Source organism: Mesorhizobium sp. M2A.F.Ca.ET.043.02.1.1, from assembly GCF_003952405.1.
Lineage (GTDB): Bacteria > Pseudomonadota > Alphaproteobacteria > Rhizobiales > Rhizobiaceae > Mesorhizobium.
The window spans coordinates 3,570,609-3,588,598 of record NZ_CP034445.1; the positions used below are offsets into that span (position 1 = coordinate 3,570,609).

The following is a 17,990-nucleotide window of genomic DNA, read 5'->3' on the forward strand; positions in this document are numbered from 1 at the left end:
CTCAACCCCCTAAGCGCACTTCACAACCAAGAGGTTTACCATGGACAAAACCGTACCTTCGGGCGCGGCGATGCTGCTTGCCTTCATCGGCGGCATCGAGGCGCCGCACGGCTTCGACACCGTGTATGGCAACAACCAGGCCAGGCTCGCGAAGCCGCTCACCTCGATGACGATCGACGAGGTAATCGCTGCCGGGCCGCGCTGGACGAAGTCTTTCGGCAGCTCGGCCGCCGGCTTCCTCCAGTTCATGCGCGCCACGCTGATCCGCCTGAAGAAGAAGCTCGGTCTTACCGGCAAGGAACTGCTCGACGGGCCGATGCAGATGGCGCTCGGCTACGAGCTGCTGAAGGAACGCGGCTTCGCCGAGTTCATGGCCGGCACGAAGTCGCGCACGGCCTTCGGCCTTGGCCTGGCGCAGGAATGGGCTTCCTTCCCGGTGCTGGCCCCGACCGTGAAGGGCTCGGGCAAGGCCAAGCGCACGCTGAAGCGCGGCCAGAGCTACTATGCCGGGGACGGCGTGAACAAGGCCCTGGTTGCGCCGGACAAGGTCGAGGCGATGCTCGACAAGGTGAAGGCCTCGGCTTCCGCCGTCGCCGTTCCGGATCCTGCGGCGGCGCCGGCCGACACATCGGCTCCGCTCGACAAGGCGACGATCGAGCGCGTGCAGCAGCAGCTCAAGGATCTCGGCTATACCGAGGTCGGCGGCGTCGATGGCAAGCTCGGCACGATGACGGCGACGGCCATCCGCGCCTTCCGCGCCGACAACGCCCTGCCGGCCGGCGAGGGCATCGACGACGATCTACTGCTCGCGCTGCAGAAGGCCAAGCCGCGCGAGATCGCTCCCGAGCGCGCCAACGCGCCGCCGGATGTGGTGCGTGAAAAGGTGCCGGAAGCCAGGACGAGCTGGCTGACCAAGATCGGCGCCTTCTTCACAGGCGTCTTCGCCCTGGTCGGCAGCTTCTTCGACGGCGTGATAGGCAATCTGGGCGCCGCCAGCGGCTACATCCAGCCGGTCAAGGATGCCGCCGGCGACGTCCCCGGCTGGGTCTGGATGCTGGCGATCGCCGGCGTCGCCGGCGGGCTCTTCCTCGTCGCGCGACACGGCGAAAAGAAGAGCATCGAGGCGTTCCAGACCGGGGCGCGACGTTGATGGGCGGCGGCGGCAACAATCCCGATTTCTGGGCCGACCTGATGCTGGATGCGCTGTGCAGCCGCAAGTCCGTCCTGGCCGCGATCTTCGGTCTCGGCCTGCTCATCGGCTTTGCCGCGGGACGGCTGCTATGAGCCTCATCATCACGCTCATCGCCGGCCGCCTGGGCGTCGGCCGCTTCGCGGCCGGCGCGATCGCATGGGCAATCATTGCCATCATCGTCGGCGGCGCAATTGCCGGCGGCTATCACCTCATCAAGCAACGCGGCGCCGACGAGCTGCGCGCCAGGATCGAAAAGGAAAATCAGGATGCGATTCGCAAGGGCATCGAGGCCAGCCGCTCTCTTGACGACTGCATTGCTGCTGGCGGGGTGTGGGACTTCCGGCGTGGACGGTGTTCCAGCCCTGCGCTTGGCCATCGGTAGCAGCCTCGCGGGCGCGCAGGGAAAGACGCTCGCCGACCAGAACAAGATCGACGAGACGATGGCTTCCGGCTGCGCCGTGAAGTTCTACACGCCGGCCGAATGCGACCGGCACACCAAGGCCAGCACCGGGCGGCGGACGGAGCTGAAGACATGATCGCCGGACGCATCGTCGAGCGCTTCCGCGAGCGCGTCTCGGAATGGTTCTGCGCGGCTTATCTCTTCGTCTGGGGCACGACATTGCTCCACCCCAGCGATGCATTCTCCGCGCCCGGCTACGCCTTCTTCCGCCGATTCGGCGAGAACGACGTCGGTTGGACGCTCAGCTCCATCGGGTTGCTGTGGCTGCTGGGCTTGATCGTCAATGGCTCGCGCCAGCGCGCCACGTCGACCATCCGGCTTTTTTGCGGAGCGATCGGCTCCGTCACGTTCGGCTTGTTCGGAATAGGGTTCGTGGGTTCGTATCTCATCACCGGCATCCTGAGCGCCGGTCTGGGCCTCAATTTCCTGCTGTCCTTCCTGGCGCTCTACAGCCTCTACTGGATCGCGGTGGACAAGCGGACAAATGGCTGATGGACAGTGCAGGCATACCGGAATGGGTGATGTGGCTCGGCGCCGCCGGCGGCTCCATGGCAGCCGCCTTCGTCCTGCGCATGGGATGGAAATCGGCGGGCGGCGAGAAGAAGGGAACCGAGGACGGCAAAACCTTCGTGCTCGACGCCGCGCTCGTCGACAGCGGCGCGGTCAAGCAGCTCGCCGCGGCGATCGAGGCGCACACGGTGGAAGCGATCGCGCAGCGCCTCGACGCCGAGAAAAGCCGGCAGATCGGCTATCGCCTGATCGAGGCGGCCAACGGTGCCGTCGACGAACTGGCCGAAATCCGCCGCGAGATCGGCGACCTAGCCAAGGAAATTGCTCGGTCAAAATAATCCGCGCCCGGCGGTTCCGGGCAACCCCAAAATGGAGACCAAACGCATGACCACTATGCGAGCGAAGGTGCGCGTCACCAGCATCAAGAAGTATCCGGAAGAGGGCGAGGCGACACAGGAAACCCTGACGTTCAACTTCCCCGCCAAGGATGGCGCTTATCCCGCCGACGGCAGCGACGAGGATCAGCAGTTCGCGAAGTTCTCTCCAGCCGGCGCGCTGTCGCTGACGATCGCGAACCCGGCCTTGCTCGGCAAGTTCAGCGTCGGTGACACGTTCTACCTGGACTTCAAGCCGGTCTGATCCGTCGGCAAGTCGTCTCCAAGCCCGCTGGCTACGGCCGGCGGGCTTTTTTCGTTCAAGCCTTGATGCTCGGCGCCGGCGGCTTTGGCCTGCCGAACGACAGCCGCTCGACCGTCGCTACGATCGCGACCGACAGCGCCTCCGCCTCGCCAAGAAGCGTCGGGCCGTAATGGCCGTTCACCTGCTCCTCACTCATCAGCACGCCGGGTGGGCAGTGCTCCTGGATGGTCGCTCGGATCATCCGCAGGGCTGCCCGGCAGTCGGGATCATTCTTCATAACCATTCTCACATACAAATTTTCTAAAATACTCGGAACCGGATTGCCTGGTGCGGCTTGAATCGCGGTTGTTGGGTATGTGCATGCGTAACGCCGTCGAGCGTCTGAAGTTCATCAAGCCCATGGAGCCGGAGCGGTTCGACAATCCGCCGGCGGGTGCCGAATGGAGCCACGAAATCAAGTTCGACGGCTACCGGACGCAGGTGATCAAGGATGCCGACGGCATCCGCCTCTACACGAAGAGCGGCATCGACTGGACGGCCAAATACCGGCCGCTCGCCGCTGAAGCCGGGAAGCTGAACGGCGAAAGCTTCATCATCGAGGGCGAGACGATCGTGCTCAACGACAAGGGGCTGTCGGACTTCCATGCGCTCCGCTCGGCCATCACCCGCCGGCCGCAGGATCTCTATCTCGTCGCCTTCGACCTTCTCCACCTCAACGGCCACGACCTGCGCAGAATGCCCCTGCGCGACCGCAGGGAGGTCCTGCAGGCGATGATCCCGGCCGGCTTGCACATCCAGTTCAGCGAAGCGCTCCCTGGCAGTGGCGACGCCGCCTATCATCTGGCCTGCAAATCCAACCTCGAAGGCATCGTCTCGAAACTGCAGGACAGCGTCTACAGCAGTGGCCCGACCTCGGCGTGGCGCAAGATACAATGCTTCGACGAGAAGGTGATGGACATCATCGGCGTGCAGCGCGAGCGCGGCAAGCCGGCCATGGTGCTGATGGCCGACAAGGGCCGCTACATGGGCGGCGCGTTCGTGACCTTCAAGGCGGACAAGCGCCAGGCGCTATGGGACCGGGTACAAGGCAAAGTCGGCGCGCCGCCGCCCAAGGGGCTCAAGAAGGAAAAGGCGGAGTGGCTGAAGCCCGGCCTTTCGGGCAGAGTGCGGTTCCTGAAGGGCGAGGAGCAGCTTCGCCACGCAATGCTGAAAGACTTCTGGGAGGATGATGATGGCCGTGGCTAAGAAGGACCAGGAGCGCGTCACCTATGCCTGGATGTATGGCCAGCAGGCGCTCAAGGATGGCAAGGAACGCGTCGTGCCGGACTATTGGGCCGAGCATGCAGAGGCCTGGCTGCAGGGCTTTGACGGCGTGCCGCTCGGCAGCGAACCGAGGCCGGTGAGCGACCAGTTGGAAGCCGAGCTCGACGACGGCGCAGTGTCGAAGCGGGGATAGCTCACCAGGGCTTCGGCCGGCCGGCCCTGATCATCGCCCGCGCGATCGCCAGCTCTGCTTCGACCTTTGCGTTTTCCTTTTGCGTCATGTTATCGGCCGCGATCAGGCGCCGAAGGGCGCGCTTGACTTCCTCGCGGTCCCAGTCTGCCTCGATCATGCAATCAATGATCGCCTGAAAACCGGGCTCCATCGCCTCCTGGCAGTCGATCTCGCGGTCAGGATAATCGCCAGTGCGGCGCGGCTTGCTTATCAAAGGTAGGCCTCCCCGTCGCCGCGGTGCTCGTAGCAGAACCAGTGCGACGGCCGCTTCGGCCTGGCAAATCCCCATCCGGCATCCTTGCCGCATCCGGCGTGTTCACAAAAATGCCCGAGCACTGCTGCGCGCTCGCGCGGTCGCGTGGCCTCGGAAGGGCGTGTTGGCTCGTCGCTCATGGCGAAAAGATTCCACAAACCGGCTTGACGGGCAAGGAATTTGTTCTCATTTCGTTCTGATCAAATGGAGAACGAAATATGCCCCGCCATCGCCGCCGTGACGACATTTCGGAAGGCCATCTCTGGACTATCGAGCAAAAGATGCACAGCCTCGACATGGCGCTCGACGCCGCCACCCTATCGCTGACGCCGTTTCGCCCTCACTATGACGCCATAGGCGTGCTGAAGCAGCAGATGCGTGAGGCGGTAAACCTGTTGAGGGACCGGCCGATCGACTATCAGCGCCCGCATGCCGCGCCGATGTCCGGCCCGGGGCTGCCGCCACCCGGACATCGGGGCTGATCGCGTTGGCAGATGGCGATCGAGACGGTCAGGGATGTCTGGCAGGCTGGCGGCAGGATCCATTTCCGCTGCACCTGGGGGCGCCGCGCAGGGCTCAAGACGATCCGTGAATGCGGCTTCCGCTACGATCTCGACCTGATGACCTTCATGATCACGCGCGGCCGGGCATGTCTGGTCTCCGAACTCAAGGGCAAGGTCCGCTGCCCGATGTGCGGCTCGCACGACGTTGCGATCGGCATCACCTTGCCCGGCAATTCCGGAGCTGCCGCCATGAACGAAAGGTGATTCCTTGTACGGATTTTGTACGGAAAACGCTTGCAAGTTGGCGTTTTGTACCGCATTTCCCTGCACGCAAATGCAGGCATGAACAAATCAGGCTCGCCGCAACTATTGATTTTTATTGAGAAAATTGGCGCACCCGGCAGAATTCGAATCTGCGACCTCTGCCTTCGGAGGGCAGCGCTCTATCCAGCTGAGCTACGGGTGCTTCCCGGGAGAACCGGAAAACGAACCGGCCGGTGAGCCGGCCAGCCACGGCTTCTTAGCGGAAGCCGCAGCACGCTTCAACGGGCAAATGGGGATTGTGTGGTGGGCTGGTGGGGTGATTGTCTGACGGATGGCTGTCGGAGAGGGCGCTCCCCTCTCCGTCTCGGGCTTCGCCCGAGCCACCTCTCCCCACTGCGTGGGGCGAGGAACTGGCCTAACCCTCCACCCCCACCTTCGCCGTCTTCCGCCGCACCGCCCGCGTCGCGCGTTTCACCTTCTTCGCCGCGGTCAGCTCGTGCATGGCGTCGAGCTGCATCTGCTGCATTTCGGCCAGGCGCTGCCATTGGCGCGAGATGAGGTAGTCGAGCTTTTCGTGCAGGTGGCGCACTTCCAGCTCGGCCTTCAGGTTCACCCGGTAATCGTTGAAGGAGCGCAGCCGGTCTTTGGCTTCCTGGCGCTTCTGGCTCATCATGATCACCGGCGCCTGGATGGCGGCGATGCAGGACAACACCAGGTTGAGCAGGATGAACGGGTAGGGGTCGAAGGCGCTGGTCGCGCCGGCGACCAGGTTGATGCCGATCCACAGCAAAAGCACCGCCGCGAAGGAGATCAGGAACCACCAGCTGCCGCCGAACTCGGCCATGGTGTCGGAAACGCGGTCCGGGAAGGAGCGGTGCTCCTCATATTCCTCTTCCGAGTTCTCAGAGATCGTGTCCTGCTTGGCGATCGATTCCACCACCTGGCGGTCGAGCTCGGAGAATTCGCCATGCTCCTGCTGCAGCAGCTCCTCCATGTAGCGCATGCGGTAGCGGCCGAGCTCCTCGCGGCTGATGCGGGCGCCGCGCGGCAGGTCGGGATGGTCGGAGCGGATGCGGTCGGCGAGGCTGGGCCTGAGATCATCGATGCGCACCAGGTCGCGCTTGCGGAATTTGCGCCCCGATATCGCCGAGGGTTTCTTCTTGGGCTTGATCCGGGCCGTGCCGGGAACATGCGGTTCGGCGTGCGGCTCGGAATCCGGCACCTCCGGCGCCTCGAGGATCTCGTCGGCGGCTGCCTGCGCATCCTCCGGCACGGTTTCCGCCTCGAGATATTCGCCGGCGACATCGTTCTCGTTGTCGGCCTGGATTTGCGCGGATGCCTTCGGGTCGCCTGCCATGGTCGCTGCTCCTGTTCGAGGCTTTGCGGGTACGATACGCCAAGCCGGCGCGGCATATCCATGGTCAGTGTGAAGAGTGTGTGACCGAACAAGTTCTTGTGATGGGGGGCGGGCTGTTGAGGCAATCGCATAGGTCGGCGCAGCCCCTCATCCGGCCGCTACGCGGCCACCTTCTCCCCGGCGGGGAGAAGAGGTGGGCACCGGCGCTGACAATCTCCTCTTCCCTGGGGGAGAGGTCAGCCGAGCGAAGCGGAGGCTGGGTGAGGGGGAGCGCCGCCGGCGATTTCACGCCCCCACTGGCGCAATCGTCTCTGCCGCCTGGCCTTGATCCGCATCAAACTGGCCCCTGTGGCGGGCCTGATAGGCTGACTATATCGAGATCAGGCCTGAGCGTTCAGGCTCCCGCCACTTGGGCGCGCGCGGCGCCCCGCAAAAGAGGGATCGCCACCATGTACAAGAAAATCCTCATCGCCACCGACGGCTCCGAACTCGCCCAGAAGGGCGTCGCCCACGGGCTGGAGCTGGCCAAGGGCCTCGGCGCCACCGTGGCCTTCGCCACCGTCTCCGAGCCGTTCCCGGCGCTGGCCTGGGGCGGCGCCATGGCTGGCTATGTCGCCGCCGACGAGCTGGTCAATTACGAGGAGAGCGCGCGCAAATATGCAAGCGAACTGCTCGGCAAGTGCAAGGCCGAGGCCGATGCGAAGGGCGTCGGCGCGAAGACCCTGCATATCGAGAACCGCACCCCCGCCGAGGCGATCCTCGAGGTCGCCGCCGGCGAGGGCAGCGACATCATCGTCATGGCCTCGCACGGCCGCCGCGGGCTGGGCCGGCTGGTACTGGGCAGCCAGACGGCGGAAGTGTGTCGCTGACCGAGATTCCGGTGCTGGTGGTGAGATAGGCAACGGCAGCGCGGCCTGAGAAAGAGAAACGCCGCGTTCCTTCGCCCCCTCTCTGTCCTGCCGGACATCTCCCCCTCAAGGGGGGAGATCAGCCGTCACGACGGCCTTCGCCAATCACAGACGTTTGCAAGACGAGCGCCGTCGCCAAAGCTGCCAATCTCCCCCCAAGTGGGGGAGATGGCCGGCAGGCCAGAGGGGGGCGCTGTCCCGCCGACGTCTAAAATTTTCCCCCGCCGCCTACTGCGTCGGCAGCAGCGGCGCGCCGGGCGAGGCCAGATCCGGCGACGGAAAATCGGACGCCGTCGAACCCGGCGCCGCCGACGCGGGCGTCGGCTGCTGCGGCGGCAACCCTGGCAACGCCGAGTCCGCCGGTGGAAGCAGCGGCGGCGAGGCCGGCTGCTGGCCGGAATACATCAGCCTGGGCTGGCTTGCATCGGCGATCGCCGGTCCGAGACTCCGCTGGATCAGCGCCTCGACATGGTCGTTGCGCTGGCGCGCGGTGTCGGCGCCCATCACCACCACGATCAGATGCCGCCCGTCGGCATTGTAGGAGGTGACGATGTTGTAGCCGGAAGCTCTTATGTAGCCGGTCTTGATGCCGTCAACGCCGCGCACGCGCCCCAGCATGTCGTTGTGGCCGCGCACCAGCCTGCCGCGGAACATGAAGTCGCTTTCGGAGAAATAGTGGAAATGCTGCGGGAAGCGCTTTTCCAGCGCCACGCCCAGCACCGCCATGTCGCGCGCCGTGGTCACCTGGCCGTCATCGGGCAGGCCGCAGGCGTTGCGGAAATTGGTGCCGCTCATGCCGAGCGAGCGCGCCTTGGCGGTCATCATGGCGGCGAACTGGTCCTCCGAGCCGCCGCCCAGATATTCGCCCACCGCCACCGCCACGTCGTTTGCCGACTTAACCACCATGGCGCGGATGGCGGAATCGACGTCGATCGTCTCGCCGCGCCTAAAACGCAGCTTTGTCGGCGGTTGCGAGGCCGCGTGATCGGAAACCGGGATCCGCGTCTCCTTAATCACCCGGCCGCTCTCCAGCGCCTCGAACAGCATGTAGAGCGTCATCATCTTGGTCAGCGACGCCGGATAGCGCTGCGACCGCGAATTGACCTCGAACAGGGTCTTGCCGGTCGAGGCGTCGACCACGATCGCCGCATATTTCTGCGGCTGCGCCGGCACGGCAAGCACGCTTTCAGGCGGTGCCGCCGTCGTGCAGCCGGCGACCAGCGCGAGCAATGCCAATATGGCGATGAGTTTCTGGAGGAGAGGGAAGGTAGGGGGCAAGACTGTTCTAAAACTGTTGCTGAGACGCGGCGAAGCTAACGTAACCCATATGCCGCGTCCAACTGGTTAACGAGGGCAACAAGGCATTTGCCCAGGTTTCGGGGGGTGGAGGACGGGTTCTTGTCCTTCGACGTTGGCGCCGTCCCCTCATCCGGCCGCTTCGCGGCCACCTTCTCCCCGTGGGGGAGAAGAGGTTGGCGCAGGCGCTGACAATCTCCTCTCCCCTTGGGGGTCCGAAGGACGGGCGAGACCCGTGGCTCGCCCCGGAATGGTCAGCCGAGCGAAGCGGAGGCTGGGTGAGGGGCAGTCCACGCCCGGCTCGATCCGCTTTGCCATCCCCACCCCCTTTCCGCTAGTATGTCGCGGCTTGGTTTTGGGGGATCGGCATGTCGGAAATCGCCACGGGTACGACCTCGTTGCTCAGGGCATCGCTCAGCCGCACCGGCAAATGGGCGGCGAGCTTCGCCTTTATCAGCGGCGCAGTCGGCGATGTGCTCAACCCGCTCGGGCCCTTTGCCGCCTACATTGCCCTGGTCGCCGCCGTCGCGGCCATCATCATCGCCGTCGCCATGGTGCTGCGCCTGGTGCTGGCCGCCAAGGCGATGCCGGCGCTGATCTTCGCCACCAGTGCGGCGGCGATCGCCGGCGGCGTCTACGGCATCCAGCAGGAAACGAATTCGCAGAACGGCGTGATCGCCAACCTTGTGCCGGCCGTCGCCGAGCTGCAGCAATCGCTGGGCATCGTCTCGCAGAAGGTGGCGAAGATCGAGCAGACGGTCACCGAGACGCAGAAAACGGTCGAGGAGGTCAAGAAATCGACCGATACGGTCGCCAAGACCACCGAGCAGATCGCTTCCACCCAGCAACAGCAGACCGCGCAGGGTGCCGAGACGCAGAAGACCGTCGAGGCGGTCAAGCAGACCACGGATACGGTGGCGCAGAAGACTGAGCAGATCGCTTCCGCCCAACAGCAGCAGTCGGAGCAAGGCGCCGAGACGCAGAAGACTGTCGAGGCGGTCAAGCAGACGACCGACACCTTGGCCGCCGGCCAGCAACAGCAGCAGGCGCAGGCGGAAAAACTGCAGGCGACCACCGAGCAGATCGCTGCTTCGATCGACACGATCGCCAAGGGTTTTGCCCAGCTCTCGGCCCAGGGCGGCGCGATCGCCGATCCGAAGCGTCCCGACGAATTCTACCACAATGCTCGCGTCTACGAGCTCGCCGGCGACATGCTCAATGCCCGCCGTTCCTATCTGGCCTTTGCCGGCTTCGACGTCGACGCCATCGATCCCTACACGCGCTTTGCCATGCTGCTGAGAGTCCAGGACGGCAAGGCCGGCGCCCGCGAAGTGTTCGGCACGCTGACGGAGAAAGCCAAGGCGCCGTCGATCAAGCTCGTGCATCTGTTGCAGTTCGACGACGCGCAGCGGCTCGACAAGCTCAACGCCTTCATCGCGGCCAACCCCGATTACGCGCCGGCTTATTTTCTCCTGGCGCAGGAATTTTCCGAGGATCGTCTCGGCAGCCAGACGCTGGCCGACAAGCGCAGCGAGGCGCAGGCGCTGAGCAAATTCGTCTCCTACGAGCAGGATGGCGGCCTGCTGAAATATTTCGTCGACCAGACACAACTGGCCGACTGGCTGGACCGCAGCCGCAGCCGGCTGACGGCTTTGGGCGATGTGCTCGACACATCGCGCTTCGTGCCGACGCTGACGCCGATGCGCTCCAACGCCGGCTGGTCGATGACGATCTCGCTGCCCGAGCCGGCGACGGCGATCTCCTGGCGCCTTGGCGATTCCGGCCCGTTCACCGACACCGGCCTGATGGCGATGAACGACCAGCGCACCGGCAAGCCGATGCCCAATCCGAGCTTCGAGTTGCCGGACAGCACTGCCGCCACCACCATCGCGATAAAATATCTCGACATCCGCGGCCGCGAGACCGGCCCGTTCGACATCCGCTTCGACCCCGACGGCGCGCTGCAGCAGGAGAACAAGCAGATCCTCGACCAGTTCTGGACGTCATGGATCGCTTTCGATTCCGGCGGCAATCGTGGCCTGGTCTATTTCACCCAGATGCTCTCCTACCGCTGCGCCATCAAGGAGGTGCATTACAGCCTCAACGGCTCGGCGCTCGACAAGGAGATCAAGATGCCGCCCTGCGACGCCAAGGACCCCTACGCCATTCCCTCCGACTACCAGCCCTATTTCAAGGTCAAGGACGACGTAAAATCGATGGCGGTGCAGGTGACCTATACGGATGGCACGAAGTCGCCGGTGCGGGAGTATAAAAGGCAGTAGGGCTCCACCCTCCCCCTTGTGGGGAGGGTCGATCCGCGCAGAGGATCGGGGTGGGGGTCGAAAGGACTCTTTTTGTCAGACCCCTCCCCGTCGACCGGTCTCCGCCTTGCTCCGACCGCTCGCCGACCCTCCCCACAAGGGGAAGGGTGAGGAACTGATGCAAAATGCCGATCGCGCTGCTTGCACAGGAGGCATTCGACGGGCTTTGCTCCCCGCGAGAAAAGATTCGCGGGAGGCATTCATGAACACGGTCACGATCGGCGCAAAAGGCATCTCCGTCTCGCTCGATCTCGCCGTCGGCCATATCGCCGCCATGGACATCGAGGCCGATGGCCGCGTTCTGAAGCCGCTGCATCGCGCGCCCTGGGTCGGCGCGCCGCGCGAGACATTGCCCGCGAACCTCCCGGAAGGCACGGTGCGCCTCTCCGGCGATTTCCTCTGCTCACCCTTCTCCGCCAGCGACGTCGAGGCGGCACCCCTGCATGGCTGGCCGGCCAACAGCGAATGGGACGTCGTCGAAAACGGCGCCATTGCCGGCGGCTGGCGGGCCGTGTTCCGGCTGCGCCGCAAGGTGATGGGCGCCGCCGTCGACAAGGTTTTTACCCTGCGCGACGACCATCCTTTCCTTTACCAGGAGCACGTCTTCTCCGGCGGCTCCGGCGCCATCTCCGTCGCCCATCATCCGATGACGGTCATGCAAGGCGGCGGCCGGCTCGCCTTCTCGCCCAAGCGCGTCGCTGTCACGCCCCCAACGCCGCTGGAGCCCGACCCGGCGCGCGGCCGCTTCATGCTTGCCTATCCGGCCCGCGCCGCCGACCTCACGCAGTTTCCGCTCGCCGCCGGCGGCACCACCGACCTCACCGACTACCGCATGGAAGACAGGCGCGAGGATTTCGTCACGCTGGTCGAGGCGGATCACGGCGGCCCGGGCTGGACGGCGATCGCGCGGCGCGCGGAGAAGGACCTGGTTCTGGTGCTGAAGAACCCGGCCGAACTGCCGGTGACGATGCTGTGGTTCTCGAATGGCGGCCGCGACTACGCGCCCTGGAGCGGCCGCCATCTCGGCGTGCTCGGCATCGAGGACGGCCGCAGCGCGATCGGCCATGCCGCCTCGCTCGGCGACAATTGGCTGAAGCATGAAGGCATGGCCACGGCCTTCGCGCTGGCTGAAGGGCGGTCGGTGTCGTTTCGCCATGTCATCGGCGCGGTTCCGTCCGCCGAGGCCGAGGCGCCGGCCGAGATTGAGGCAGTGGCCGATCGTTTGCGCGTTCTTGCGCCGAACGGCGCGGTGAAGGAGGCGCCGTTCGACAGCGGCTTCCTGCGCATCGGGCGTTCAGCTCCGGCGTAGGGGTTCAGGCGGGGGCGCCTGGGAGTTCGTCATTCCAGGGCGGAGCCCGTGGATGACGAAGGGGGCAGGCGTTCCGGCCAATTTCGAAAGCGGGAGGCTGCCGAACAAGCGGTCGAGCCTCAGTCACCAAGAGCAGGTTTGAAATTTCCACCGACACCCGCCAAAATGCCGGCCGCACCCTTACCGAAGAGGCGCCGATGTCCGAGATCGCCCATATCACTGCCGCCATCTTCAAGCGCGCCGGCAAGGCCAAGCGCTTCGTCGTCGCCATTGCCGGTCCGCCGGGCTCCGGCAAGTCGACACTGTCGGCGAACCTGCATGAGCTTCTGCCCGAAGGCACATCCGAGGTCGTGCCGATGGACGGCTTCCACTATGACGACATCATCCTCAACCGCCGCGGCCTGCGTCCGCGCAAGGGCGCGCCGGAAACCTTCGACTTCGCCGGCTTCGAGACGCTGTTGAAGCGCATCCGCTCCGGCGAACCCGACATCGCCATTCCGGTGTTCGACCGCAGCATCGAACTGTCGCGCGCGGCGGCCGAGATCGTTTCCGCCGACACCAAGTTCATCCTGGTCGAGGGCAATTACCTGCTGCTCGACGAGGAGCCGTGGACGCGGCTGGCGCCATTGTTCGATTTCACCATCTTCGTCGACGTGCCGCGCAATGAGCTCGAGCGCCGGCTGATGGAGCGCTGGCGCGAGCATGGCAAGTCGGATGAGGACGCCCGCGCCTGGATCGCCTCCAACGACATGCCCAACATCGAGCGCGTGCTGGCGCGGCGCCGGCCGGCCGACATGGTCATCGGTCAATGACGGGTCATTGATCAATGATGCTGGTGATTGGTTAACCTGCTCAATTTTCGATATTTTCGGACGGGAACTTTAAGGTTTTCACGCCGTTATCAGCCTATCCCGAATTGTCCGGCGCCGGAGCAATTCCAGGGGAGCGGACAACCGCTTTCCGTCCGGAATTGCGAAAAGAAGCGAGCAGGAACTGTCAGATGGCAACCAACAGCAGAAAGCCCGTGGCCAAAAAAACCAGGGCCACCCAATCCAGGACGACGCAGGCCAAGGCGGGCGCCGGCCCGGCGATCGCCGAGCGATCGAAAGACGCCAAGCCGGCTTTCGGCAAGGCGGCGCCGAAGAAAGTGACGCCAGGCGTGGCCCACAAGGCCGCGGCCCGTAAGGTCGCGGCCCATAAAGTCGAGGCTAAGAGCGCGAAACATCCCAAGTCGGCGGCAAAGAAATCGGGTCCGATCCGCGCCGTGGCAAGCGTCGCCACAGGAGCAGTCGTCGCGACTGCGCGGCTTGCGGCCTCTATGCTCGGCCGCAGTGGTGCCAAGGCCAAGACGAAATAGCCCTTTTTGCGCGATTCGGGACGGCGAAGTCGCCGAGCCGGACCTTCGCGATTGGCGGTCAAGACAGCTCGGTCGTCATTCCAGGGCGGAGCAAGGAGCGAAGCGACGCGCGCAGACCCTGGAATCCATGCCATGACGCTAAAGCGTTGCTGCAGTTACAGAATTCTGCACCGTTGCACTCTACGGCAGCGGCCACGGCATGGATACTCGGGTCAAGCCCGAGTATGACGACGCATGGGGGTTTCGGCTAATCTCCAACGTGGGCGCTAGCCGCGCCCGCTTAGCCCACCGCTACCTGCAGCCAAAGCGCCGAGCGTCGAAACCAGCCCGGCATGGGCGCGCCGGCAGGACTTTTGTGCCGCACGCCTTTACCTGAACCGTCTTCAGCCCTTCGCCGGAATGGTGAGGCCCCTTTTCACCGCCGGCCGCGCCAGGCCGCGCTCCAGCCATTCGGCGACTGTCGGGAAATCATCGAAACCGACCAGCTCGCGCGCTTCGTAGAAGCCGATCAGGTTGCGCACCCAGCCCAGCATCGACACATCGGCGATGGTGTAGTCGTCATCCATGATCCACTTGCGGCCCTTCAGCCGCGTTTCAAGCACGCCGATCAGCCGCCGCGATTCGTCGCGGTAGCGTTCGAGCGGCCGTTTGTCGGAGATCTCGCGCCCAGCGAATTTGTGGAAGAAGCCGACCTGCCCGAAGATCGGGCCGATCGCCGCCATCTGGAAGAACACCCACTGGATCGTCTCGTAGCGCCGTGCCGGATCGGCGGGAATGAGCTTGCCGGTCTTGTCGGCCAGATAGAGCAGGATGGCGCCGGACTCGAATAGGCCGATCGGCTTGCCGCCGGGGCCGTCCGGGTCGATGATGGCCGGTATCTTGCCGTTCGGGTTGAGCGACAGGAATTCCGGCGTCCAGCTCTCGTTCTTGCCGATATCGACATAATGCGGCTCATAGGGCAGGCCGATTTCCTCCAGCGCGATCGAGACCTTCACGCCATTTGGCGTCGTGGCCGAATAGAGCTGCAAGCGGTCGGGCTGCTTGGCCGGCCAGCGCTTGGCGATCGGAAAGGCGGACAGGTCGGTCATCGGAAACTCCGGATAGGGACTGGCGCCGGGCGGCGCTCACAATGGGTGGCAAAGAATACGGCGGGGTGAGGAAGAATTAGGTCCCCGGCCGGCCGGGATCAATACACCAGCCACCGGCGGCCGATGCACATACAGTCAACCGGGATTGTGATCAGACCGCCTTGAAGGCCAGCACCGCATTGGTTCCGCCAAAGGCGAAACTGTTGCTGAGCGCGGCGCGTATCTTGCGCTCGCGCGCCGTGTTGGGCGTTACGTCGAGGTCGCATTCCGGGTCGGGCTCGCGATAATTGGCGGTCGGCGGCACGATGCCGTCGCGGATCGCCATCACGCAGGCGATCATCTCCAGCCCGCCCGAAGCGCCGAGGCAATGCGCATGCATCGACTTGGTCGAGGACACTGAGAGCGAAGGGGCGTGGTTGCCGAAGACGCGCTTGATCGCGGCGGTCTCGATCTGGTCATTGGCCTTGGTGCCGGTGCCATGCGCGTTGAGGTAGTCGACGTCTTCCGGATTGAGCCCGGCATCCGCCAGGCAGAAACGCATCGCCGCTTCCGGTCCCTCGACGGTCGGCGCGACGATGTCGGAGGCATCGGCGGAAAGCCCGACGCCGGCGATCTCGGCCAGGATGGTGGCGCCGCGCGCCATCGCGTGATCGTAGCTTTCCAGCACCGCCATGCCGGCGCCTTCGCCAAGCACGAGGCCCGCGCGGTCGGCCGAGAATGGCCGGCACGTGTCGGGCGAAAGCACCCTGAGCGCCTCCCAGCCCTTGAGCACGCCCCACACCAGCGGCGCTTCGGTGCCGCCGGCAACCATCACGTTGGCGCGGCCGAGCCTGATCTGGTCGACCGCCGTGGAAATTGCATGGTTGGCCGATGAGCAGGCCGAGGTGGCGCCGAACACAGGGCCGCGCAGCCCGAGCGCCATGCTCACCTGCCCGGCGGCCGCGCCCGGCATCACTTTCGGCACGGTGAAGATGGCGGCGCGGTTGCGCCCCTCGAGCAGGATCGCGCGGTAATTCTCCTCGATGGTCTCGAAGCCCGCGACGCCGATGCCGACGATTGCGCCCATCCGGTAGGTGTTGTCGGCATGTGCCGTCAATCCGGACTGCCGCATGGCCTCGCGCGCGGCGATCACCGCCAGCAGGCTGAAACGGTCCATCGACACGACCTGCTTGCGGTCGATGCCATGTTCGGGCAGTTCCTTGATTTCGCAGCCGGTCTTGACCTTGAGGTCATGCAGCGACGGATTGTCGATCGGGCCGATCGCCGAGCGGCCGGCGCGCATGGCGTCCCACATCGCCGGCGCATCGTTGCCGAGCCCGCAAATCCCGCCAATACCGGTGATAACGACGCGTTTTTGCATGCAGTCAGGCTTTTTTCGCGATCAGTTCGCGAACCGCCTCGACCATGTCGCCGACGTTCTTCAGGTTGCTCCAGGCATCGACCGTGTTCATCTCGATCTCGATGCCGTACTTCTCCTCGAGATCGAAGATGATCTCGGTCAATTCCAGCGAATGGATGCCGAGCGTTCCGAGATCGGTGCTGGCGGTGATTTCCTCACCGCCGGTGTCGGCATGCGCTTTGATCTTTTCGATGATCTCGGTCGTCAGCTGGTCAGCCATTCGGTTCCTTCCCTGTCGTTTTCCGACGCCAACTGATCAGCGCCCTTTTTTGGTCCCCGGATCCAACAACGCCGTTGCCCTTACCTCGCCAGACACCGCGCGACCGCTCCAGGGTGGCTTCCCTCTATAGAAACCAAAACGATGTCAAGCAACAAGCGATATATCGACAATGCCGCCGGAGTGCTTAACCTGGAAACGTGGACACGATCGACAACGCCCTGACACCCCCGCCCGCCTCGCCTTTGGCCGGCGCTCCTTTGCCTGCCGCGCAACGTGTTGCCGGGCGAGCCAGGCTTTTCTGCGGCAAGAGCGATGGCCGGACGCGCCTGCAGCGGCTCTACCAGGACGGATCGGCCAAGATCCGCCTGCCGGCGGTGCAGGGCGATCCGCTCGAGGCAGTGCTCATCAACACGGCCGGCGGAATGACCGGCGGCGACCGCCTCGGCTGGACGATCGAAGTCGGCGCCGAGGCCTCCGCCTCCATCACCACCCAGGCCTGCGAGAAGGTCTATCGCGCCGCCGCCGACAGGGCCGAGACAAATGTCGGCCTGCGGGTCGGGCCGGGCGGGCGCCTCGCCTGGCTGCCGCAGGAAACCATCGTTTTCGACCGCGCCGCCTTCGCCCGCACGCTGGATGTCGATCTCGCGGAGGACGCCGAGGCGCTGGTGCTCGAAGCCACGCTGTTCGGCCGGCTGGCGATGGGCGAGCGGACGGTTCGAGGCAGCTTCCACGACCGTTGGCGGGTCCGCCGGTGCGGCGCGCTGATCCATGCGGAGGATTTCCGGGTCGGGCCGGATATCGCGGCAACGTTGCGGCGGCCGGCGGCGACCGGCGGCGCGCTTGCCATCGCGACGCTGCTGCTCGTTTCGCCGCAAGCGGAAAGCCTGCTCGAGGCGGCCCGCGCCATTATCGGCGACTCTGCCGCCGGCGGCGGCGCCAGCTTCTGGAGTGTCGGCCGATCTGGCAAGCTTCTTGCGAGGCTCACCGCCGGCGACGGCTACCAGCTCCGCAAGCGGTTGGTTCCACTCGTCGAACTGCTCAATGGACGGGCGGGCCTGCCTAAATTGTGGTCACTCTGATCTGAAATACCAGGACATTGCATGAATCTTACGCCGCGTGAAAAAGACAAGCTGCTCATCGCCATGGCGGCGATGGTGGCGCGCAAGCGCCTGGAGCGCGGCGTCAAGCTCAACCATCCCGAAGCCATCGCCCTGATCACCGACTTCGTCGTCGAAGGCGCCCGCGACGGCCGTCCCGTCGCGGAACTTATGGAGGCCGGCGCCCACGTCGTCACCCGCGCCCAGGTCATGGACGGCATCGCCGAGATGATCCACGACGTCCAGGTCGAGGCGACGTTTCCCGACGGCACCAAGCTGGTGACCGTGCACGAGCCGATCAGGTAAAGCGCCGATCCGGTGA

Annotated in this window: 24 protein-coding genes, 1 tRNA gene and 1 pseudogene; 18 read left to right on the forward strand and 8 right to left on the reverse strand. The window is 65.0% G+C overall.

Annotated features, from left to right (window positions below):
- Nucleotides 1-40: 40 nt before the first annotated feature.
- Genes EJ068_RS17135 through EJ068_RS17155 form a run of 7 tightly spaced genes read left to right on the forward strand, consistent with a single transcriptional unit; the run spans nt 41 to nt 2,801 of the window.
- Nucleotides 41-1,150, forward strand: a complete 1,110-nt coding sequence (locus EJ068_RS17135) for a peptidoglycan-binding protein (RefSeq protein ID WP_129554659.1) — start codon at nt 41-43, stop codon at nt 1,148-1,150.
- Nucleotides 1,150-1,284, forward strand: a complete 135-nt coding sequence (locus EJ068_RS33690) for a hypothetical protein (protein WP_281058994.1) — start codon at nt 1,150-1,152, stop codon at nt 1,282-1,284. Before EJ068_RS17135 ends, EJ068_RS33690 begins: the two co-directional genes overlap by 1 nt.
- Nucleotides 1,281-1,574, forward strand: coding sequence for a hypothetical protein (locus EJ068_RS32685; RefSeq protein ID WP_189512682.1), 294 nt, complete (start codon nt 1,281-1,283; stop codon nt 1,572-1,574). The genes EJ068_RS33690 and EJ068_RS32685 overlap by 4 nt, the downstream gene beginning before the upstream one ends.
- Nucleotides 1,561-1,728, forward strand: a complete 168-nt coding sequence (locus tag EJ068_RS33330; protein ID WP_245463140.1) for a hypothetical protein — start codon at nt 1,561-1,563, stop codon at nt 1,726-1,728. Before EJ068_RS32685 ends, EJ068_RS33330 begins: the two co-directional genes overlap by 14 nt.
- Nucleotides 1,725-2,144, forward strand: coding sequence for a hypothetical protein (locus EJ068_RS17145; RefSeq protein ID WP_129554661.1), 420 nt, complete (start codon nt 1,725-1,727; stop codon nt 2,142-2,144). Before EJ068_RS33330 ends, EJ068_RS17145 begins: the two co-directional genes overlap by 4 nt.
- Nucleotides 2,144-2,500: a hypothetical protein gene (locus EJ068_RS17150; protein ID WP_129554662.1), complete on the forward strand. Its 357-nt coding sequence runs from the start codon at nt 2,144-2,146 to the stop codon at nt 2,498-2,500. Before EJ068_RS17145 ends, EJ068_RS17150 begins: the two co-directional genes overlap by 1 nt.
- Before the next feature lie 31 nt (nt 2,501-2,531).
- Nucleotides 2,532-2,801, forward strand: coding sequence for a hypothetical protein (locus tag EJ068_RS17155; RefSeq protein ID WP_245463141.1), 270 nt, complete (start codon nt 2,532-2,534; stop codon nt 2,799-2,801).
- Nucleotides 2,802-2,856: 55 nt separating this feature from the next.
- On the opposite strand, the gene EJ068_RS17160 is transcribed toward EJ068_RS17155, so the two are convergent.
- Nucleotides 2,857-3,078, reverse strand: coding sequence for a hypothetical protein (locus EJ068_RS17160; protein ID WP_129554663.1), 222 nt, complete (start codon nt 3,076-3,078; stop codon nt 2,857-2,859).
- 83 nt (nt 3,079-3,161) lie between these two features.
- Here EJ068_RS17160 and EJ068_RS17165 point away from each other — a divergent pair, with 83 nt between their 5' ends.
- Nucleotides 3,162-4,046, forward strand: a complete 885-nt coding sequence (locus EJ068_RS17165; protein ID WP_129554664.1) for an RNA ligase family protein — start codon at nt 3,162-3,164, stop codon at nt 4,044-4,046.
- Nucleotides 4,033-4,257: a hypothetical protein gene (locus tag EJ068_RS17170; RefSeq protein WP_129554665.1), complete on the forward strand. Its 225-nt coding sequence runs from the start codon at nt 4,033-4,035 to the stop codon at nt 4,255-4,257. Before EJ068_RS17165 ends, EJ068_RS17170 begins: the two co-directional genes overlap by 14 nt.
- Nucleotide 4,258: 1 nt before the next feature.
- Here EJ068_RS17170 and EJ068_RS17175 read toward each other — a convergent pair whose 3' ends face one another.
- Nucleotides 4,259-4,510, reverse strand: a complete 252-nt coding sequence (locus EJ068_RS17175; RefSeq protein WP_129554666.1) for a hypothetical protein — start codon at nt 4,508-4,510, stop codon at nt 4,259-4,261.
- A 257-nt stretch (nt 4,511-4,767) separates the two neighbouring features.
- On the opposite strand from EJ068_RS17175, the gene EJ068_RS17185 reads away from it, so the two are divergent.
- Complete coding sequence (locus tag EJ068_RS17185) at nt 4,768-5,031, forward strand: hypothetical protein (protein ID WP_129554668.1); 264 nt, start codon at nt 4,768-4,770, stop codon at nt 5,029-5,031.
- Nucleotides 5,032-5,043: 12 nt separating this feature from the next.
- Nucleotides 5,044-5,316, forward strand: coding sequence for a hypothetical protein (locus EJ068_RS17190; RefSeq protein WP_129554669.1), 273 nt, complete (start codon nt 5,044-5,046; stop codon nt 5,314-5,316).
- A gap of 125 nt (nt 5,317-5,441) precedes the next feature.
- Here EJ068_RS17190 and EJ068_RS17195 read toward each other — a convergent pair.
- Together EJ068_RS17195 and EJ068_RS17200 are read right to left on the reverse strand one after the other, a co-directional pair.
- Nucleotides 5,442-5,518 (reverse strand) — tRNA-Arg (locus EJ068_RS17195).
- Between the two features lie 213 nt (nt 5,519-5,731).
- Nucleotides 5,732-6,673: a DUF1003 domain-containing protein gene (locus tag EJ068_RS17200; RefSeq protein WP_127252245.1), complete on the reverse strand. Its 942-nt coding sequence runs from the start codon at nt 6,671-6,673 to the stop codon at nt 5,732-5,734.
- A 449-nt stretch (nt 6,674-7,122) separates the two neighbouring features.
- Here EJ068_RS17200 and EJ068_RS17205 point away from each other — a divergent pair.
- A pseudogene (locus EJ068_RS17205) lies at nt 7,123-7,571 on the forward strand (universal stress protein).
- A 238-nt stretch (nt 7,572-7,809) separates the two neighbouring features.
- On the opposite strand, the gene EJ068_RS17215 reads toward EJ068_RS17205, so the two are convergent.
- The gene (locus tag EJ068_RS17215) at nt 7,810-8,859 is read right to left on the reverse strand and encodes a D-alanyl-D-alanine carboxypeptidase family protein (protein ID WP_129554670.1); all 1,050 of its coding nucleotides are present in this window, start codon (nt 8,857-8,859) and stop codon (nt 7,810-7,812) included.
- Nucleotides 8,860-9,245: 386 nt separating this feature from the next.
- On the opposite strand from EJ068_RS17215, the gene EJ068_RS17220 reads away from it, so the two are divergent.
- From EJ068_RS17220 to EJ068_RS17235, 4 genes are all read left to right on the forward strand, one after another.
- A complete protein-coding gene (locus tag EJ068_RS17220; protein ID WP_127252243.1) occupies nt 9,246-11,159 on the forward strand; it encodes a methyl-accepting chemotaxis protein in 1,914 nt (637 codons plus the stop codon).
- A gap of 241 nt (nt 11,160-11,400) precedes the next feature.
- Nucleotides 11,401-12,507 (forward strand): hypothetical protein, encoded by a 1,107-nt coding sequence (locus tag EJ068_RS17225; RefSeq protein WP_127252242.1) that lies wholly within the window; start codon nt 11,401-11,403, stop codon nt 12,505-12,507.
- 197 nt (nt 12,508-12,704) lie between these two features.
- The gene (locus EJ068_RS17230; protein ID WP_126080018.1) at nt 12,705-13,319 is read left to right on the forward strand and encodes a nucleoside triphosphate hydrolase; all 615 of its coding nucleotides are present in this window, start codon (nt 12,705-12,707) and stop codon (nt 13,317-13,319) included.
- A gap of 212 nt (nt 13,320-13,531) precedes the next feature.
- Nucleotides 13,532-13,864 carry a hypothetical protein gene (locus tag EJ068_RS17235; protein ID WP_348633180.1) on the forward strand — a complete coding sequence of 111 codons (333 nt, stop codon included), beginning with the start codon at nt 13,532-13,534 and terminating at the stop codon, nt 13,862-13,864.
- A 383-nt stretch (nt 13,865-14,247) separates the two neighbouring features.
- On the opposite strand, the gene EJ068_RS17240 is transcribed toward EJ068_RS17235, so the two are convergent.
- The 3 genes from EJ068_RS17240 to EJ068_RS17250 form a co-directional block, all read right to left on the reverse strand.
- On the reverse strand, nt 14,248-14,952 hold the full coding sequence (locus EJ068_RS17240; protein ID WP_127252240.1) for a glutathione S-transferase N-terminal domain-containing protein: 705 nt from the start codon (nt 14,950-14,952) through the stop codon (nt 14,248-14,250).
- Nucleotides 14,953-15,103: 151 nt separating this feature from the next.
- Nucleotides 15,104-16,312 (reverse strand): beta-ketoacyl-[acyl-carrier-protein] synthase family protein, encoded by a 1,209-nt coding sequence (locus EJ068_RS17245; RefSeq protein WP_127252239.1) that lies wholly within the window; start codon nt 16,310-16,312, stop codon nt 15,104-15,106.
- 4 nt (nt 16,313-16,316) lie between these two features.
- The gene (locus EJ068_RS17250) at nt 16,317-16,571 is read right to left on the reverse strand and encodes an acyl carrier protein (RefSeq protein ID WP_041003067.1); all 255 of its coding nucleotides are present in this window, start codon (nt 16,569-16,571) and stop codon (nt 16,317-16,319) included.
- 257 nt (nt 16,572-16,828) lie between these two features.
- Between EJ068_RS17250 and EJ068_RS17255 the strand changes: the two genes are divergently transcribed.
- Entirely contained in the window at nt 16,829-17,650 is an 822-nt protein-coding gene (locus EJ068_RS17255) for an urease accessory protein UreD (protein WP_245463469.1), read from the forward strand.
- 21 nt (nt 17,651-17,671) lie between these two features.
- On the forward strand, nt 17,672-17,974 hold the full coding sequence (locus EJ068_RS17260) for an urease subunit gamma (RefSeq protein ID WP_041003069.1): 303 nt from the start codon (nt 17,672-17,674) through the stop codon (nt 17,972-17,974).
- The last annotated feature ends 16 nt before the right edge of the window (nt 17,975-17,990 follow it).